Origin of the sequence: Providencia alcalifaciens (assembly GCF_915403165.1) — a bacterium.
In the GTDB taxonomy this organism is placed as follows: domain Bacteria; phylum Pseudomonadota; class Gammaproteobacteria; order Enterobacterales; family Enterobacteriaceae; genus Providencia; species Providencia alcalifaciens_C.
This window is the reverse complement of the sequence record NZ_OU659204.1, coordinates 3,642,488-3,657,620: the sequence shown is the minus strand read 5'-3', so window position 1 is coordinate 3,657,620 and position 15,133 is coordinate 3,642,488. Positions and strand designations below refer to the sequence as shown.

Below are 15,133 nucleotides of genomic sequence, written 5' to 3'. Positions count from 1 at the left end.
GTGGTGAGTTATCACCACCTCTACACTCCAACATAAAAGATATTTATGAGCGAAATTATTTACGGCATTCACGCAGTGAAAGCCCTGCTTGAGAATTCTCCTGAACGAATTAAAGAAGTCTATATTTTAAAAGGTCGTGAAGACCGCCGCCTAATGCCAATTGTTCATGAAATTGAAGCGCAGGGTATTGTGGTGCAAGTGGCGAATCGCCAGTGGATGGATGCACAAACTGAAGGTGCGGTACACCAAGGGATTATTGCCAATGTGTTAGCTGGCAAGCAGTATCAAGAAGGGGATCTCCCGGATTTACTGGAAAGTACCGAGTCGCCATTTTTACTGATCCTCGATGGCGTGACTGACCCACACAATTTAGGTGCGTGTTTACGTAGCGCAGACGCAGCTGGTGTCCATGCGGTGATTGTTCCGAAAGACAAATCGGCACAATTGAACGCAACCGCGAAGAAAGTGGCGTGTGGCGCGGCGGAAAACGTTCCGTTGATCCGTGTGACTAACTTGGCAAGAACCTTACGTTTACTGCAAGAGTACAATGTGTGGATTGTCGGCACCGCTGGCGAAGCTGACCATAACTTGTATCAAAGTAAGCTGACAGGCTCTATTGCACTCGTGATGGGCGCAGAAGGCGAAGGTATGCGCCGTTTGACTCGCGAACATTGCGACGAGCTGATTAGCATCCCAATGGCGGGCTCAGTTTCATCGCTGAACGTCTCTGTGGCAACGGGCGTATGCCTGTTTGAAGCAGTACGCCAACGCATTGCAAAATAAATCATAAAATAATTTTTGCTTAATTTGCCCCCATCTCTTGAGTTTTTTATCTGGGATGGGTATAGTTACGCGTCAATTTTTTAGCCGCACTCAACAAGTTCCTTGCCTCCGCGGGCCGCGGTTAACCCAGACAGGAGGCTAATAATCCGTAAGGAGCAACTACTAATGCGTCATTACGAAATCGTTTTTATGGTCCATCCTGACCAAAGCGAACAGGTTCCGGGCATGATCGAGCGTTACAGTGCTGTTATCACTAACGCACAAGGTCAGATTCACCGTCTGGAAGACTGGGGCCGCCGTCAACTGGCTTATCCAATCAATAAACTGCACAAAGCTCACTATGTTCTGCTGAACGTAGAAGCTCCACAGGAAGCGATTGATGAGCTGGAAACTAACTTCCGCTTCAACGATGCCGTTATCCGCAGCATGGTTATGCGCTTAAAACACGCAGTAACAGAAGCTTCTCCAATGGTCAAAGCCAAAGACGAACGTCGCGGCCGTGACATGTCTGATGATTATCAAGACGAAGAAGCAGAAGAAACTGGGGATTCTGAAGAGTAATTGCTCAGGTGATCACTAATCGTCTAGTGCTGACAGGCACAGTCTGTAAAGCATTGATTCGAAAAGTGAGTCCGTCCGGCATTCCGCATTGCCAGTTTGTTTTAGAACATCGTTCTGGACAACAGGAAGCTGGAATGTCACGGCAAGCATGGTGCAGAATGCCCGTTATTGCCAGCGGACAAGCCTTACAAACCCATACTCACAGTATAACGGTCGGCAGTCTGATTACTGTTACAGGTTTCATTAGTACCCATCAGGGACGTAATGGAATCAGTAAATTAGTCTTACATGCCGAGCAGATTGATTTGATAGATTCTGGAGACTAGCCATATGGCACGTTATTTCCGTCGTCGCAAGTTCTGCCGTTTCACAGCGGAAGGCGTTCAAGAGATCGACTATAAAGATATCGCAACGCTGAAAAACTATATCACTGAAAGTGGTAAAATTGTACCAAGCCGTATCACCGGTACTCGTGCAAAATATCAACGCCAGCTCGCTCGTGCTATCAAGCGCGCTCGCTACCTGTCTCTGTTACCATACACTGATCGTCATCAGTAATTGGTACAGTCCATTAACGACTAATAGAGGATAAGGTAATGCAAGTTATTCTGCTTGATAAAGTAGCTAACCTAGGTAGCCTGGGTGACCAAGTTAACGTTAAATCGGGCTACGCTCGTAACTTCTTAGTACCACAGGGCAAAGCTGTTCCTGCGACTAAGAAAAACGTTGAATTCTTCGAAGCTCGCCGCGCTGAACTGGAAGCTAAATTAGCTGACGTTCTGGCAGCAGCACAGGCTCGTGCAGCAGCTGTTACTGCGCTGGGTTCTGTTACTCTGGCTTCTAAAGCTGGTGACGAAGGTAAACTGTTCGGTTCAATCGGTACTCGTGACATCGCTGACGCAATCACTGCGGCTGGCGTTAAAGTTGCGAAAAGCGAAGTTCGCCTGCCAAACGGCGTTCTGCGTACTACTGGTGACCACGAAGTTCACTTCCAGTTACACAGCGATGTTTTCGCAGAGCTGAACGTTATCATCGTTGCTGAGTAATCAATAATGATGATAGTTGCCACTGTTAACGCGGCGGCACAATAAAAAAACACCGGAAATCCGGTGTTTTTTTATTTCTAACGTATGCAAAACTTACTGATTGACTGAACATTGGTAATCCAGCAACTCCCCCGCACTACCTAAATTAAACTGCCAAACATCCATACGATTCGCTAATAATACCATCGAACCATCTTTAAGCTCTGTCACTGCCAGTCCGTAGTTCCCTATACTGTCATTATGTGCTTGAACATACTCATTCAACTGTTTGAAAGGACTGGTTTGATTATCTAATTTTTTCGCCCAATATTCATGCCCTTCCAATTGCACGGGAAAAACATGCCATTCAGATTTAATCGCATCCGCATGTTGGTTAACTAGCTCAATAACTTGTGGTTTTAGGCAAGCAATATGGATATGAAGTTGATCTTGGGAGCGCCCATATTGTGAATTAATCGCTAAGGCGAGTTTATCATCGCTAATCGCTGGTTGACCCGCGGGGCTAACACTCTCACGCTCATTCCAAGCAAGCGTAAAATAATCGGGGCTATTATCTTCGAGTAATAAAGGAGATTCGATACCACTGACTTTATCGGTCGGCAGCACCAAATTATGTACCGGGCCTTTTTTATCTTTAAATAGTACATAGCGATTGTCTAAATCCACTTTCAAGCAAGATGGATTACGTTGGCCGGGATCATTGATAGCAATGCACTGCTGGCTAATGATATTCCACAGCCCATCCGCATGGTATTTAATCCATGAAATATAGCCAATAACACTGAGCAGTAAGAGTAAAATTATTGCGGCAATAATTTTAATAAGCTTCTTTTTGCAGGTATTGTTGTTTTTCTGCATAGATTTTCCTGTTCTTTTCCCTGTTTAACCATTAAGTGTAATAAAGAACAGTGATTATACGTAGTTTATGGTGAGAGACGTCATCAAATAACGTCTCTATTGAATTTTTATTCTGAAAATAAAAGAAAAGTCGGGTTATTGTATGAAACACCTGACGTTAAAAGACAAATTAAGGCGTTCGGTAGTAGCTACCATCGCTTAAGCGCGTAAAGCTATAGGTTTGTCCGTTGGTTGCTGTGATTTCCAGCTGTTGAACTTCACCTTTCCCATTGGCTTTTAAACGGATTTTCTGCCCTTGTTGCAAGTTGCTAAGGGGTTTTTCTGAGCCTTCAACTTTTGCCATGATGAAGGCATCATTTGCCTGTAAGTTATTATCACGAAATAGCTGCGCCAATGTTTTCCCCTTCTGAACGCGATAATTCTGCCATTCATTAGCTGACGGGCGAGTGGTTGATGGCGTGGATGGCTGTGATGGCACGTTGGTGCTTGGCTGCTGTGTCGGCTGAGACGTTTGCGGCTCTTGAATAACTTCAGGCTCACTTGGCAATGACGGTGATGTATCTGGGATATCGGTTGTCGGTTGCTCTGGCTGCGATAACACCGTATCAGGGATTGGATTAGGCTGCGAAGTCGGTGGGATCACGATAGGTTGGTTTGGTACATTGCTTGTATTATTTTGCGTGGAATTAGATTTATCACCAGCAGGCCAAAATAAGGCAGCAATAACAATCAGCGCAAGAATAGCAATTCCATAGCGATGAAAAGCGGATAGTCTCAACATGACCCCTCCTATATTTGAGGAATAATTAATCACAGACGTTTTAACGCATACTAGCACTATTTACGCGTAAATTAACAAGTTGAAGGCTAATTTAGGAGAACACTGAATAATTTAGACAGTTTTATTCTTCCGTGATCGGGTTTAGGTTTACCCATAGGAAAGGGGCTGCTATCCTTGGTTTTTCTCAAAAAATGAAATGGGTATTTTCATGGCAAACCAAAACTTTGATTCAGTAGAAGCTCAAGCGAGCTATGGCATTGGTCTACAAATTGGACAGCAATTATTAGAATCAGGACTAGAAGGTTTAGTTCCAGACGCAATTTTAGCGGGTCTGACTGATTCTTTAGAAGGCAACATGCCATCAGTTCCAGTTGAAGCTCTGCATAAAGCACTGCGTGAAATGCACGAACGTGCAGATGCAGTTCGCCAAGAGCGTCAAAAAGAACTGGCTGTAGAAGGTCAAAAATTCTTAGATGAGAACCAGAAGAAAGACGGCGTATCGACTACTGAGTCTGGTTTGCAGTTCTCTGTGGTAAACCAAGGTGAAGGTGCAATCCCTGCTCGTTCTGATCGTGTTCGCGTTCATTACACCGGTCGTTTAATTGACGGTACTGTGTTCGACAGCTCCGTACAGCGCGGTCAACCAGCAGAATTCCCAGTGAGCGGTGTGATCCCAGGTTGGATTGAAGCGCTGACATTAATGCCAGTTGGTTCTAAATGGGAATTATACATCCCTCATGAATTAGCTTACGGTGAGCGTGGTGCAGGTGCTTCCATTCCTCCATTCAGCACCCTCGTTTTCGAAGTTGAGTTACTGGAAATTTTATAATTTTCTGACTCGCTAACAGAAAAGAATAATAGCCTCATTAGCTATACCAAAATGGCTAGCTAATGAGGCTTTTTTATTAGCGTAAATATTCTGCTCTTGTTACTCTTAAAGGCTTAGTGTCATTAGGGGAAATAAAATGCACCAACAACTCTGTAAACTTGCCCGAGAAGCGGGCGATGCCATCATGAAGATCTACAATGAGCATGGGCCATTGCAGGTTGAACATAAGCAAGATGATTCCCCTGTCACGGCTGCGGATATTGCAGCTCATCAAATCATCAAGGAGGGGCTTTCACGTTTAGCGCCTGATATCCCTCAACTTTCAGAAGAAGATCCACCAGAATGGCCTGTACGTCGTGACTGGCAATGTTACTGGCTTATTGACCCATTGGATGGAACTAAAGAATTTATTAATCGTAATGGTGATTTCACCGTAAATATTGCGTTAATTGAAAATGGCATTCCAGTTATGGGCGTGGTTTTTGCGCCAGCGAAAGGGTTGATGTATTACGCCGAAGGCTCTCAAGCGTGGAAAGAAGAGCATGGGCAAGTTCAGCGTATTCACGTCAAAGCTGGGACGCCGCCTGTGGTGGTGATCAGTCGCTCTCATCAAGACCCCCAATTAATGGCGTATCTCGCGAAGCTTCCAGAGCATCGCACTGCGGAGATAGGTTCATCGCTAAAATTCTGTCTAGTGGCTGAAGGTAGCGCACAGTTATATCCACGTTTTGGACCTACCAATATCTGGGATACAGCCGCAGGGCATGCAGTGGCATTAGGTGCAGGGGCGAGCGTGGTGGATTGGCAGGGAAATACACTGGATTATTCACCGAGAGAGTCTTTTTTGAACCCCGGCTTTGAATGTCGCTAAGACGGCGAAAATAGCAAGATAATAAAAAGTCGGGTAGTTAATGATTAACTTACCCGACTTGAACAACGTGACTTGATGTTTAGTTATCTAATTGCAGCACTTTAGCGGTTACAGTACGAATATCTAAACATGCTTTTGCATCCTGTTTTAAATCAATTCCATAAGTTGGAATGATGGTCTTCAGGCGAGCTTCCCAACCATCCGCAGAGAGTTGATCTGCAAAGCAGGTTTTCAGTACGTTGAGCGCGATAAATGCAGCAGTCGATGCACCCGGTGATGCGCCCATTAGTACGGTGAACGATTTATCTGCACTCGTAATTAGCTCAGTACCGAACTCCAATACGCCTTTTTTCACCGGATCCGGTTTAATGATCTGAACACGTTGGCCCGCGACGACTTCTTTCCAATCTTCACGTTGCGCATCTGGATAGAATTTTTGCAGCATAGAGAATTGATGAGCAGACGTTTGCAGCACTTGTCCCACGAGATATTCAGCCAATGACCAATCATCTTTCGCGATGGCAAGCATCGGTTCAATATTGTTCAGTCTGATGGAATCAAACAGATCCAAATAGGAGCCGTGTTTTAGAAACTTACTCGAGAAACCTGCATACGGCCCAAACAGTAAAGAACGTTTTCCGCCGATGATGCGGGTATCTAAGTGAGGTACAGACATCGGTGGTGAGCCTTTATCGGCCTTTCCGTAAACTTTGGCATGGTGGCGAGCCGCAACTTTTTCATCGTCACAACGTAGCCAAATTCCACTAACAGGGAATCCGCCGTAGCCTTTACCTTCAGGAATACCGGATTTTTGCAGTAATTCAATCGCACGACCACCGGCTCCCACAAACACAAATTTTGCGGACGTGATGGTTTTTTCGTGAGTCAGAAGGTTTTTCACTTCCACATTCCAGCGCCCGTCAGGGGTCTGTGTCACATCAATAACTTCATGTTTATAGTGAAGAGAAAACCCGTTCTGTTCGCTCAGTTGTGCCATCAATAAGTGGGTTAAGGCACCGTAATCCACATCAGCGCCGGTGATGACACGGGTAACAGCAATTTTTTCGTCAGAAGAGCGGCCTTCAACCACTAATGGTGCCCACTCATCAATCTGTTTTAGGTCATCGCTGTATTCCATATTGTGGTAACAGTGATGGGCAGACATTTGACGGAAACGTTGTTGTAAAAACTTGATGTTGTCTGCACCAGACACAAAGCTCATGTGCGGACAAGGGTGGATAAAGTCCCTTGGGTTTTTGATTTTGCCTTTGGTGACTAAGTAAGACCATAGCTGACGAGACAGGTCAAATTCAGTATTTACTTCAAGGGCTTTGCTGATATCTACCGTGCCATCAGGGTTTGGCGGGGTGTAGTTCATTTCACAGTTTGCTGCGTGACCTGTTCCCGCGTTATTCCATGGGTGGGAACTCTCTTGGGCGCAATCATTTAATCTTTCGAACACCGCGATAGTGAGATTTGGCTCCAGTTCTTTAAGAAAAGTGCCGAGTGTGGCGCTCATGATCCCAGCACCGACTAGCGCGATATCAACATTTTCTGCAATGGGTTTTGTCATGGAAGTCTCTATTTTTTATTCGGAGTGAAACACAAGTCTGTACCGTCTTGATACACCACATAAGCGCGTCTCCAAGGTTCATCACCAATCAAACGCCATTTATGTCCTGTTCCTGTGTTGTCTTGAGCAAGCAGAATGTCACCCGGCTTGATAATAAATGTGGAGCCATCTTTGGTTTCGAATTCTAAGGTACCAGTGAGGGTGATAACATAGCGAGGAACAGGGTCTTTATGCCAATCCCAAGAGCCACCTGAAACGGTTTCGCGAAATGTGAGCTCACTGACGGCAATGACAGGGCTTTGGTCATCTCCACGAGCAACAGCATTCAGTTCAATGGTGCCTTCTTCAAACAGAGAGTTACCGTCTTCACCTGTCCACATACGAATACAACGGATCATCTTATTTAGCTCCTTAACTTAAGAATAATATTGCTTAATAACTAAGATAATATTCAGTGTTTCGATTTTTACCTTAACGAAAAAATAGTGAATTTCAGAAAATAGGATGTCTTTAAATCTAAAGTTTTTTAATGACAAGGTCAAAGTTAATATTTTTAAATTAAAGTATTTTATTGAAAAAATAGACTTTTTAATTTTATCGATGATTGTTTTTAGATAGGTTTATTTAATGTTTTTTTAATTTAAATCAAAGCGATAAAAGATAATTCTTTTTTGATGGAATAAACTCTATTTTATTCTTTTTATTATCGAGTTTAGATGCTCGGTAATGGAAAGTGTAATAAATTGTAATTTATAAAAAATAGGAGAATAAAGTATGAAAATAAGAAAGAGAATAGAAAAATAAAGAGCAAAGAAATCGTTTAATGATGACTATATAAAATGGTTCAAGAGTAGAAGGGCAAAAATGCTATTTTTACCCTTTTAAAATTAACTATTTTTTTGGTTTAGAATTCCGCTTAAGGCGAGATGTTGAATAAGCATAATGGTTTTGCCATCCATGATTTCACCATTTTTGATAGCGGCAAGTGCATCAGGGAATGACCATTCCATAACCTCAATATCTTCACCTTCATCAGCGAGCCCTCCACCATCACTTTGGCGGTCTTTATCACTGTATTGTGCAATATAAAAATGCAGCTTTTCAGTGACAGAGCCTGGGCTCATAAAGGCTTCAAATACCTTTTCGATATTATCAATTTTATAGCCAGTTTCTTCTTCGGCTTCAGCAATAATTCTGGCTTCAGGGGAAGAGCCTTCAAGTAGCCCAGCGGCAGCTTCAATCAGCAACTGTTTATATCCAGAAACGTACATTGGCATACGGAATTGACGGATCAAGATAATGCTATTTTTGGATGTGTTATATAGCAAAATGACAGCGCCATCGCCACGGTCATACACTTCGCGCTCTTGTTTTTGCCAAGAACCATCGTGTCGTTGTAATTCATAGGTATATTTTTTGAGAATGTACCAATTATCGGACAGTAATTTTTCGCTGATATTCCTAACTTGAGGCTGTTTCATAAATAAGTACGAGAAGAGGCAAGGTAAGCATAATCTAGCACTATAAACTGAGAGGGGAAATAGGGGACAGGGAACAAGCTTAAATAGCAAAAGGCCAGCAATGGTTAATCTGCTGGCCTTTGGTCGAAATCAATTATTTGATGATTTGCAGTTGCTTGACGTCGATCTCTTTAGAGTTCCAGTCTTTATCAACTTCACCGCGAATTTCGATTTTATCTTTCGGAGTGACGTTCACACCATTGAAGCGTTTTTGGCTAATTTCAACGGTGATGGTGCCTGTACCATCGGTGAATTCGTAATGTTTTTTATCCAGTTGTTTAACGAGATTACCGCGTAAAACAACCCAGCTGTTGTCAGATAATTCAAGGGCTTTCGCAACAGTTGTTTCACTTGCATTCGGGCCGCTAAAACCACCTTCTTGGGTTTTCATGGTTTCAGTGTTAGTGGTGTTGGCGACTTCACCTGGACCTGAAAAACCACCAGTAGCAGCAAAAACAGGAGCGGTAGCAAGGGCAGCGATTAAGGTGATTAAAGGTAATTTTTTCATTTTTGTTTCTCCGCAAGTAACCAGAAATTTGGTCTATGGGATGTATTTAACCAAGTAAATCTTAACAGGATCTTAAGAACTCTAATTAATTAAATATATTTTTAATTTGGACAATCACCACTGGTCATCATGAATTTAATAAGATAAATATAACAATATTCGATGTGGAGGTTGAATATGCGTATTTTATTAATAGAAGATGACCGATTAATTGGCGATGGCCTAAAAGTAGGGTTAACACAATTGGGGTTTACCCTTGATTGGTTTATGGATGGTAAACAAGGTCAACAGGCTTTGTTTGATGCCCCTTATGATGCTGTCGTGCTGGATTTATCACTTCCGCATATTGATGGTATGGATATTTTGAAGTTCTGGCGTAAGCAGGGGCGTGATGAGCCTGTGTTGATTTTGACGGCGCGAGATGCCCTTGAGCAACGGGTGAATGGGTTACAGCAAGGGGCTGATGATTACTTGTGTAAGCCGTTTGCGCTAGCGGAGGTTGCGGCGCGTTTGCAAGCATTGATCCGTCGGCGTAGTGGGCAGCTATCACCCACGTTGGTACATGGTGATGTGGAGATGGATCCTTTAGCGATGACGGTTACTTACCAAGGAAATCCTGTGCAGTTGAAGGGAAAAGAGCTGGCGCTATTATCGTTATTTTTGCACAACCCGAAAAAAGTGCTGTCCCGTAGTGCGATAGAAGAAAAGTTGTATAACTGGGATGAAGAGGTTTCTAGTAACTCGGTTGAAGTTCATATTCACCATTTACGCCGTAAATTAGGCAGTAAATTTATTCAAACTATTCATGGTGTTGGTTATCGATTGGGTGATGAAGCATGAAAACGTTCAGCTTAAGGCTCAAACTGACTTTGATGTTATTGCTCCTCGCGGTAATGACGTGGGGAATTGCTAGCTCATTGGCGTGGTATCAAACCTATAAAACCATTAACGAATTGTTTGATACTCAACAAATGGTATTTGCAAAGCGCTTATCGGTGTTACCGACGGATATCGACTTGCCCCAAGCATCATTGAGTAAAACCAAAAAGCTATTGCGGAAAAATCGTGGAAGCCAAGACGATGATGCATTGGCGTTTGCGATTTTTACACCGAGTGGCGAAATGGTGCTAAATGATGGGGACAACGGACGTAAAATCGAGTTTCAATTTACTCGAGAAGGATTCAGTGAAGGTAAGCTGAAAGGTAGTGATGATGAGTGGCGCTTTGTTTGGCTTAAATCCATTGATAATCAATATATTATTGCGGTAGGGCAAGAGTGGGAATACCGCCAAAGTATGGCGAACAGCATTATGTTTTCCCAGCTCATACCGTGGCTGGTGGCGCTGCCGATAATGCTAATCGTATTTTTATGGTTACTCACTCGAGCATTAAAACCTCTACGGGATGTGGCTAAACAGCTACGGCAGAGAAAGCCGGATGAGCTGAGCCCAGTGGTGGTGCCGACAATTCCTAGTGAAGCAAAGCCAATCCTTGATTCTTTGAACGGATTATTCTACAAAATAAACCAAATGTTTGTCCGTGAACGGCAATTTACCTCTGATGCTGCCCATGAACTGCGTAGTCCTCTTGCCGCACTGAAAGTCCAAACCGAAGTGGTGCAGATTGCTGGAAGTGATGAGGCGATTCGCCAACATGCAGTGGCCAATCTTTCAGAGGGGATTGACCGTGCAACTCGGCTGGTGGATCAGTTATTAACATTATCCCGCTTGGAGTCTTCTAATCAGTTAGATGATGTGAGCGAAGTGAGTTGGCAGGAATTAATTGAGCAAGCCGTTAAAGAGAGCGAGCTGGAAGCACGGCAAAATAAGGTGACGTTGAAAATATCAATCATTGAAACGCCGCCGCCTTTTAAAGGGCAGAAACTTTTATTGTCCGTACTATTAAGAAATCTTCTTCACAATGCTATCCGCTATGGCAAAGCTGCCGGTAAGGTTGAAGTCAATTTGTATCGCCATTATCTGGAAGTGAAAGATGATGGTGCTGGCGTTTCTCCTGAAGTATTAGCGCGTTTAGGGGAGCGATTTTATCGACCACCGGGGCAAGAAAAAACAGGCAGTGGTTTAGGGTTATCAATTGTTAAACGCGTGGCTCAGTTACATCATCTCCATGTGACGTTTAATAATGTCACGGAAGGGGGCTTTTGTGTCACCGTTCGTTGGAGTGCATAACTTAGTCTGTTTTATGCACAATATTGAATGAAGTTATCGCAGAATAATCTGCTAAATTTAAATCCTATTGTGATGTATTTTGGCGGTTATGTTCAGCAGGGCTTCATGATGGTAAAACAAATTCCTGTGCGTCAACAGCCATCGACGCACAGGAAAACTGCCTATATTTATGATAACGAGAGCCAGAGTGGCTCTTTTCTTATCTGTTTAATGTTGGTCTTGCTAACTTCTGGTCTTTTAATTACGGCTTTTCTAATTCCGCGACAATCACGCTAATGGCTTTATTGATCTCTTGAGGCGTTAGCGCGCCATCTTTATAAAATAAGACATTACCTTGCTTGTTGAGAATGATAATGGCAGAGCTCTCTGGCGCAAGGCTCCATGCATTCTTCACAACACCATCACTATCAACAATAAATTGAGAGTAAGGAAACTCTTTCTTGCTGTCTTCCACGCTGTTTTTTACAAATACGCCGGTACCAAAAATTGAATCATCCGTATTGATAATGCTGGTAGTTTGGTATTTGTCGTGAGGGAATTTGGCTTGTTTAATCGCTTCGATCAGCGGAGCATTAAGCTCTTTGGCCGAAGAGCGCCCTGCAATGTGTTGAATGGTGCGAACTTTACCGGCAAGTTGCTGGCTCTTCCACGGTTGGTAATTGAATTTTCCCGCATTATCTAACTGTAATTCGCCTTTATCTGTGACGGTAACTGCGGGCACAGGTTGATTTAATTGGAGATTAATAGCAAATCCTGTCGAAGATAAACCCAGTAAGCAGGTTAATAAGAGTAGTTTTTTTATCATAAAGGTACCTTTAGAAATCATTGTCGTTGTTGTGTATAGGATGAGGATTTCTGGCGCTGCTAGTTATAGCATAGCTCATCGGATGAGTGACAAGGTGAAAATTAACAAATTGGTAAAATTCAGCATAAAAATAAGATTGAAACAGAGTTTTATTGCGTATTTACCGTGTCATGTTATGTCAGCACTTTGAATAAATTTGCAATTTGAGTACCAAACAAAATTTTCTAGTCTATGATTATTGAACGATATGCAGTGAGGTATCGTCAGAACAACATGGAGATTCGTTCTAATGAAAATTTTTAAGCATTACAATCCGTCAAAAATTGCGCTATACGTGAAAACATTATTCAGAGGTAGGCTCTATATTAAGGATTTTGGGGCTTTCGAATTCAATAATGGGAAGATTTTACCACCAAAAGTGACCGATAAAATTCATTACAATGTGATGAATGAAGTGAACAAACAAGTGGTATTACTGAGAGCTGAGTTGGGCTAAATAGATCATTAGCCAGTTAAGTGTTCGGCTAACAACCTTCAGCTCCTTAAGAATAACAACGCCACATTAATGTGGCGTGTTCATATTGGCTATCAGTGTTTATTTTGGGTATGTGGCGCATCTTCACTACCCGCAGTACCCGGCTGAACGACAACCGCGGACGGTGTGTTTGTGACACGGGTGACCAGCAGTTGATCTATCTTGTAGTTATCAATGTCGACGACTTCGAATTTGTAGCCTGCATGTTTCACATAATCAGTGCGTTTCGGCATCTTTCTTAAGCGATACATCATAAAGCCAGCAATGGTTTCATAGTTGCTGAAATCTGGGAATTCATCGATATCAAGGATACGTTGAACATCCTCAATTGGCGTGCCCCCATCAACCAGCCATGAGTTCTCATCACGAGCAATAATTTGCTCTTCTTGTCCTGGCCCAATCAAGTCACCCATTAACGTGATCATCACGTCATTGATGGTAATAACACCCATCACTAAGGCATATTCGTTCAGGATAACGGCAAAATCGACACCACTATTTTTAAAGGCTTCTAAGGTATCTGACAGTGATAAGGTATCTGGAAGCATTAAGGTGTTCTGGATATGTACACCGTCACGTAAACTCAGGCTTTGACCATTCAATACGCGGTTGAGGAGCTCTTTGGAATCCACATAACCAATGACATGGTCGATATCCCCTGCACAAACTAAAAACTTTGAATGCGGCTGGGTGGAAATTTTGTGTTTGATGCTCTCTTCAGATTCGTCTTTATCAAAGAAAATGATGTTTTCTCGAGGGGTCATTGCTGATGGAACGGTGCGTGACTCAAGTTCAAACACGTTTTCGATAAGCTCATGTTCTTGCTTACGAAGTACTCCAGCGACAGCACCTGCTTCAACAACAGCAAAGATATCATCAGAAGTAATGTCTTCATTACGCGCAGTGGGTAATTTGAAGAGTTTAAAAATTAAGTTCGCTAAGCCATTAAAGAACCATACGAGCGGACTTAAAATCATTAAGCAAAAACGCATTGGGTTAACGATGCGTATAGCGATAGCTTCAGGTTTTACCATCCCAATTCGTTTTGGCGTTAAGTCAGCCACGAGAATAAATAAGCTAGTTACGATGGTAAATGACACAATGAAAGCGGCTTGCTGTGCCCATGTAGGGGATAAAAATTTAATAAATAGCTCTTGCAGTGCGGGAGAGAATGCAGATTCACCCACAATACCAGCCAAAATCGCGACGGCGTTTAAGCCAATTTGTACGACGGTGAAGAACATGCCCGGCATTTCTTGTAATTTGAGAACGCGAGCGGCGTTAATGTTGCCTTCGTCGGCCATTAACTTTAATTTAATACGGCGAGAAGCTGCCAATGAAATTTCGGACAGCGAAAAAAATGCGCTGATTGCACATAATAAAAGAACGATAAGTAAACTGTTTAGCATAAATTATCCAACCCTCTAGGTAGTGAATTGTCACTTCTTGAAATCCTAAAGGCAATGTAAGGGTATTCCATTTCAATATTAATTAGCGCCTTAGCGCGGTGGGTATCGCGCTAAGTATAGCACTAGCCTATTTTATCTGGCTATATATTCGTCATTATAAAATCATTCAAGATGGAAGGCAGACCCCAATGCCACCAAGCCCACAATAGCCTTTGGGATTTTTATACAGATATTGCTGGTGATAATCCTCTGCAAAATAGAAGGTTTCGAGTGGTCGAATCTCGGTGGTGATCGGGCGATTATCCTGCTTTTCAGCCATCGCCTGTTGGTAAGCTTCGCGGGTTTGTATCGCCAGTTGATACTGTTCATCTGACACAGTGTAAATAGCCGAGCGATATTGGGTACCAATATCATTACCTTGGCGCATGCCTTGAGCTGGGTCGTGGTTTTCCCAAAATAGCGTTAGCAGCTGAGCAAATGAAATGATTTCTGGATCAAAAACCACTCGAACGACTTCAGTATGTCCGGTTAATCCGGTACACACTTCTTCATAGGTTGGATTCGGTGTGAGTCCACCACTGTAACCTGCGGATGTCGTATAAATTCCCGTTTGTTGCCAAAATAATCGTTCCACACCCCAGAAGCAACCCATTGCAAAATAAGCAATTTCCATATTCTTAGGAATAATCTCAATCGAATGATGGGTCACTGCATGGTAAGGTGACAACGCCATTGATGTGTGGCGGCCCGGAAGTGCTTGAAATTCATTATCGGACTGAAATTGATTAAAAGTCATAACGATTCCTAAATACAATCAGTATAGAAATAAAGTAAAAATTGGGATAAAAACTTGTGTCAGTGGTCT

Annotated in this window: 19 protein-coding genes; 10 read left to right on the top strand and 9 right to left on the bottom strand. The window is 42.9% G+C overall.

Annotated features, from left to right (window positions below; genetic code table 11):
- The first annotated feature begins 45 nt into the window (after nt 1-45).
- The 5 genes from rlmB (at nt 46) to rplI (ending at nt 2,390) form a co-directional block, all read left to right on the top strand.
- Entirely contained in the window at nt 46-783 is a 738-nt protein-coding gene (gene rlmB, locus LDO73_RS16630) for a 23S rRNA (guanosine(2251)-2'-O)-methyltransferase RlmB (protein ID WP_224059471.1), read from the top strand.
- A gap of 165 nt (nt 784-948) precedes the next feature.
- A complete protein-coding gene (rpsF, locus tag LDO73_RS16625) occupies nt 949-1,344 on the top strand; it encodes a 30S ribosomal protein S6 (RefSeq protein ID WP_006657979.1) in 396 nt (131 codons plus the stop codon).
- Nucleotides 1,345-1,352: 8 nt separating this feature from the next.
- Nucleotides 1,353-1,670, top strand: coding sequence for a primosomal replication protein N (gene priB, locus LDO73_RS16620; RefSeq protein WP_036948958.1), 318 nt, complete (start codon nt 1,353-1,355; stop codon nt 1,668-1,670).
- Nucleotides 1,671-1,674: 4 nt separating this feature from the next.
- Complete coding sequence (gene rpsR / locus LDO73_RS16615) at nt 1,675-1,902, top strand: 30S ribosomal protein S18 (RefSeq protein WP_000135199.1); 228 nt, start codon at nt 1,675-1,677, stop codon at nt 1,900-1,902.
- Nucleotides 1,903-1,940: 38 nt separating this feature from the next.
- A complete protein-coding gene (gene rplI, locus LDO73_RS16610; protein ID WP_036948960.1) occupies nt 1,941-2,390 on the top strand; it encodes a 50S ribosomal protein L9 in 450 nt (149 codons plus the stop codon).
- Between the two features lie 93 nt (nt 2,391-2,483).
- Here the strand turns inward: rplI and LDO73_RS16605 are convergent, their stop codons facing one another.
- Together LDO73_RS16605 and LDO73_RS16600 are read right to left on the bottom strand one after the other, a co-directional pair.
- Nucleotides 2,484-3,248, bottom strand: coding sequence for a CDP-diacylglycerol diphosphatase (locus LDO73_RS16605; RefSeq protein WP_224059470.1), 765 nt, complete (start codon nt 3,246-3,248; stop codon nt 2,484-2,486).
- 169 nt (nt 3,249-3,417) lie between these two features.
- The gene (locus tag LDO73_RS16600) at nt 3,418-4,029 is read right to left on the bottom strand and encodes a LysM-like peptidoglycan-binding domain-containing protein (RefSeq protein ID WP_224059469.1); all 612 of its coding nucleotides are present in this window, start codon (nt 4,027-4,029) and stop codon (nt 3,418-3,420) included.
- 208 nt (nt 4,030-4,237) lie between these two features.
- Between LDO73_RS16600 and LDO73_RS16595 the strand changes: the two genes are divergently transcribed.
- Both LDO73_RS16595 and cysQ read left to right on the top strand, forming a co-directional pair.
- A complete protein-coding gene (locus LDO73_RS16595) occupies nt 4,238-4,858 on the top strand; it encodes a peptidylprolyl isomerase (RefSeq protein WP_224059468.1) in 621 nt (206 codons plus the stop codon).
- A 136-nt stretch (nt 4,859-4,994) separates the two neighbouring features.
- Complete coding sequence (gene cysQ, locus LDO73_RS16590) at nt 4,995-5,729, top strand: 3'(2'),5'-bisphosphate nucleotidase CysQ (protein ID WP_224059467.1); 735 nt, start codon at nt 4,995-4,997, stop codon at nt 5,727-5,729.
- 79 nt (nt 5,730-5,808) lie between these two features.
- On the opposite strand, the gene mqo is transcribed toward cysQ, so the two are convergent.
- The 4 genes from mqo to LDO73_RS16570 form a co-directional block, all read right to left on the bottom strand.
- Nucleotides 5,809-7,302 (bottom strand): malate dehydrogenase (quinone), encoded by a 1,494-nt coding sequence (gene mqo, locus LDO73_RS16585; protein ID WP_224059466.1) that lies wholly within the window; start codon nt 7,300-7,302, stop codon nt 5,809-5,811.
- 8 nt (nt 7,303-7,310) lie between these two features.
- Nucleotides 7,311-7,700: a hypothetical protein gene (locus LDO73_RS16580; protein ID WP_224059465.1), complete on the bottom strand. Its 390-nt coding sequence runs from the start codon at nt 7,698-7,700 to the stop codon at nt 7,311-7,313.
- A 489-nt stretch (nt 7,701-8,189) separates the two neighbouring features.
- A complete protein-coding gene (locus tag LDO73_RS16575) occupies nt 8,190-8,783 on the bottom strand; it encodes an NUDIX domain-containing protein (RefSeq protein ID WP_224059464.1) in 594 nt (197 codons plus the stop codon).
- 133 nt (nt 8,784-8,916) lie between these two features.
- Nucleotides 8,917-9,330, bottom strand: a complete 414-nt coding sequence (locus LDO73_RS16570) for a YgiW/YdeI family stress tolerance OB fold protein (RefSeq protein WP_224059463.1) — start codon at nt 9,328-9,330, stop codon at nt 8,917-8,919.
- 177 nt (nt 9,331-9,507) lie between these two features.
- Between LDO73_RS16570 and qseB the strand changes: the two genes are divergently transcribed.
- Together qseB and qseC are read left to right on the top strand one after the other, a co-directional pair.
- Nucleotides 9,508-10,170 (top strand): quorum sensing response regulator transcription factor QseB, encoded by a 663-nt coding sequence (gene qseB, locus LDO73_RS16565; protein WP_224059462.1) that lies wholly within the window; start codon nt 9,508-9,510, stop codon nt 10,168-10,170.
- Nucleotides 10,167-11,519, top strand: a complete 1,353-nt coding sequence (qseC, locus tag LDO73_RS16560) for a quorum sensing histidine kinase QseC (protein ID WP_224059461.1) — start codon at nt 10,167-10,169, stop codon at nt 11,517-11,519. The genes qseB and qseC overlap by 4 nt, the downstream gene beginning before the upstream one ends.
- Nucleotides 11,520-11,760: 241 nt before the next feature.
- Here qseC and LDO73_RS16555 read toward each other — a convergent pair whose 3' ends face one another.
- On the bottom strand, nt 11,761-12,324 hold the full coding sequence (locus LDO73_RS16555; RefSeq protein WP_224059460.1) for a YtfJ family protein: 564 nt from the start codon (nt 12,322-12,324) through the stop codon (nt 11,761-11,763).
- A 289-nt stretch (nt 12,325-12,613) separates the two neighbouring features.
- Between LDO73_RS16555 and LDO73_RS16550 the strand changes: the two genes are divergently transcribed.
- Nucleotides 12,614-12,820: a DUF1107 domain-containing protein gene (locus tag LDO73_RS16550; RefSeq protein ID WP_224059459.1), complete on the top strand. Its 207-nt coding sequence runs from the start codon at nt 12,614-12,616 to the stop codon at nt 12,818-12,820.
- 92 nt (nt 12,821-12,912) lie between these two features.
- Here the strand turns inward: LDO73_RS16550 and LDO73_RS16545 are convergent, their stop codons facing one another.
- Both LDO73_RS16545 and msrA read right to left on the bottom strand, forming a co-directional pair.
- Nucleotides 12,913-14,268 carry a hemolysin family protein gene (locus LDO73_RS16545; RefSeq protein WP_224059458.1) on the bottom strand — a complete coding sequence of 452 codons (1,356 nt, stop codon included), beginning with the start codon at nt 14,266-14,268 and terminating at the stop codon, nt 12,913-12,915.
- Nucleotides 14,269-14,434: 166 nt separating this feature from the next.
- Nucleotides 14,435-15,064, bottom strand: coding sequence for a peptide-methionine (S)-S-oxide reductase MsrA (gene msrA / locus LDO73_RS16540; RefSeq protein WP_224059457.1), 630 nt, complete (start codon nt 15,062-15,064; stop codon nt 14,435-14,437).
- Nucleotides 15,065-15,133: the final 69 nt, after the last annotated feature.

Bases quoted from the DNA above. Each gene is read 5' to 3' on its own strand.
- rlmB (WP_224059471.1), top strand. From the start codon at position 46: ATGAGCGAAATTATTTACGGCATTCACGCAGTGAAAGCCCTGCTTGAG.
- rpsF (WP_006657979.1), top strand. From the start codon at position 949: ATGCGTCATTACGAAATCGTTTTTATGGTCCATCCTGACCAAAGCGAA.
- rpsR (WP_000135199.1), top strand. From the start codon at position 1,675: ATGGCACGTTATTTCCGTCGTCGCAAGTTCTGCCGTTTCACAGCGGAA.
- rplI (WP_036948960.1), top strand. From the start codon at position 1,941: ATGCAAGTTATTCTGCTTGATAAAGTAGCTAACCTAGGTAGCCTGGGT.
- LDO73_RS16605 (WP_224059470.1), bottom strand. From the start codon at position 3,248: ATGCAGAAAAACAACAATACCTGCAAAAAGAAGCTTATTAAAATTATT.
- LDO73_RS16600 (WP_224059469.1), bottom strand. From the start codon at position 4,029: ATGTTGAGACTATCCGCTTTTCATCGCTATGGAATTGCTATTCTTGCG.
- LDO73_RS16595 (WP_224059468.1), top strand. From the start codon at position 4,238: ATGGCAAACCAAAACTTTGATTCAGTAGAAGCTCAAGCGAGCTATGGC.
- cysQ (WP_224059467.1), top strand. From the start codon at position 4,995: ATGCACCAACAACTCTGTAAACTTGCCCGAGAAGCGGGCGATGCCATC.
- mqo (WP_224059466.1), bottom strand. From the start codon at position 7,302: ATGACAAAACCCATTGCAGAAAATGTTGATATCGCGCTAGTCGGTGCT.
- LDO73_RS16580 (WP_224059465.1), bottom strand. From the start codon at position 7,700: ATGATCCGTTGTATTCGTATGTGGACAGGTGAAGACGGTAACTCTCTG.
- LDO73_RS16575 (WP_224059464.1), bottom strand. From the start codon at position 8,783: ATGAAACAGCCTCAAGTTAGGAATATCAGCGAAAAATTACTGTCCGAT.
- LDO73_RS16570 (WP_224059463.1), bottom strand. From the start codon at position 9,330: ATGAAAAAATTACCTTTAATCACCTTAATCGCTGCCCTTGCTACCGCT.
- qseB (WP_224059462.1), top strand. From the start codon at position 9,508: ATGCGTATTTTATTAATAGAAGATGACCGATTAATTGGCGATGGCCTA.
- qseC (WP_224059461.1), top strand. From the start codon at position 10,167: ATGAAAACGTTCAGCTTAAGGCTCAAACTGACTTTGATGTTATTGCTC.
- LDO73_RS16555 (WP_224059460.1), bottom strand. From the start codon at position 12,324: ATGATAAAAAAACTACTCTTATTAACCTGCTTACTGGGTTTATCTTCG.
- LDO73_RS16550 (WP_224059459.1), top strand. From the start codon at position 12,614: ATGAAAATTTTTAAGCATTACAATCCGTCAAAAATTGCGCTATACGTG.
- LDO73_RS16545 (WP_224059458.1), bottom strand. From the start codon at position 14,268: ATGCTAAACAGTTTACTTATCGTTCTTTTATTATGTGCAATCAGCGCA.
- msrA (WP_224059457.1), bottom strand. From the start codon at position 15,064: ATGACTTTTAATCAATTTCAGTCCGATAATGAATTTCAAGCACTTCCG.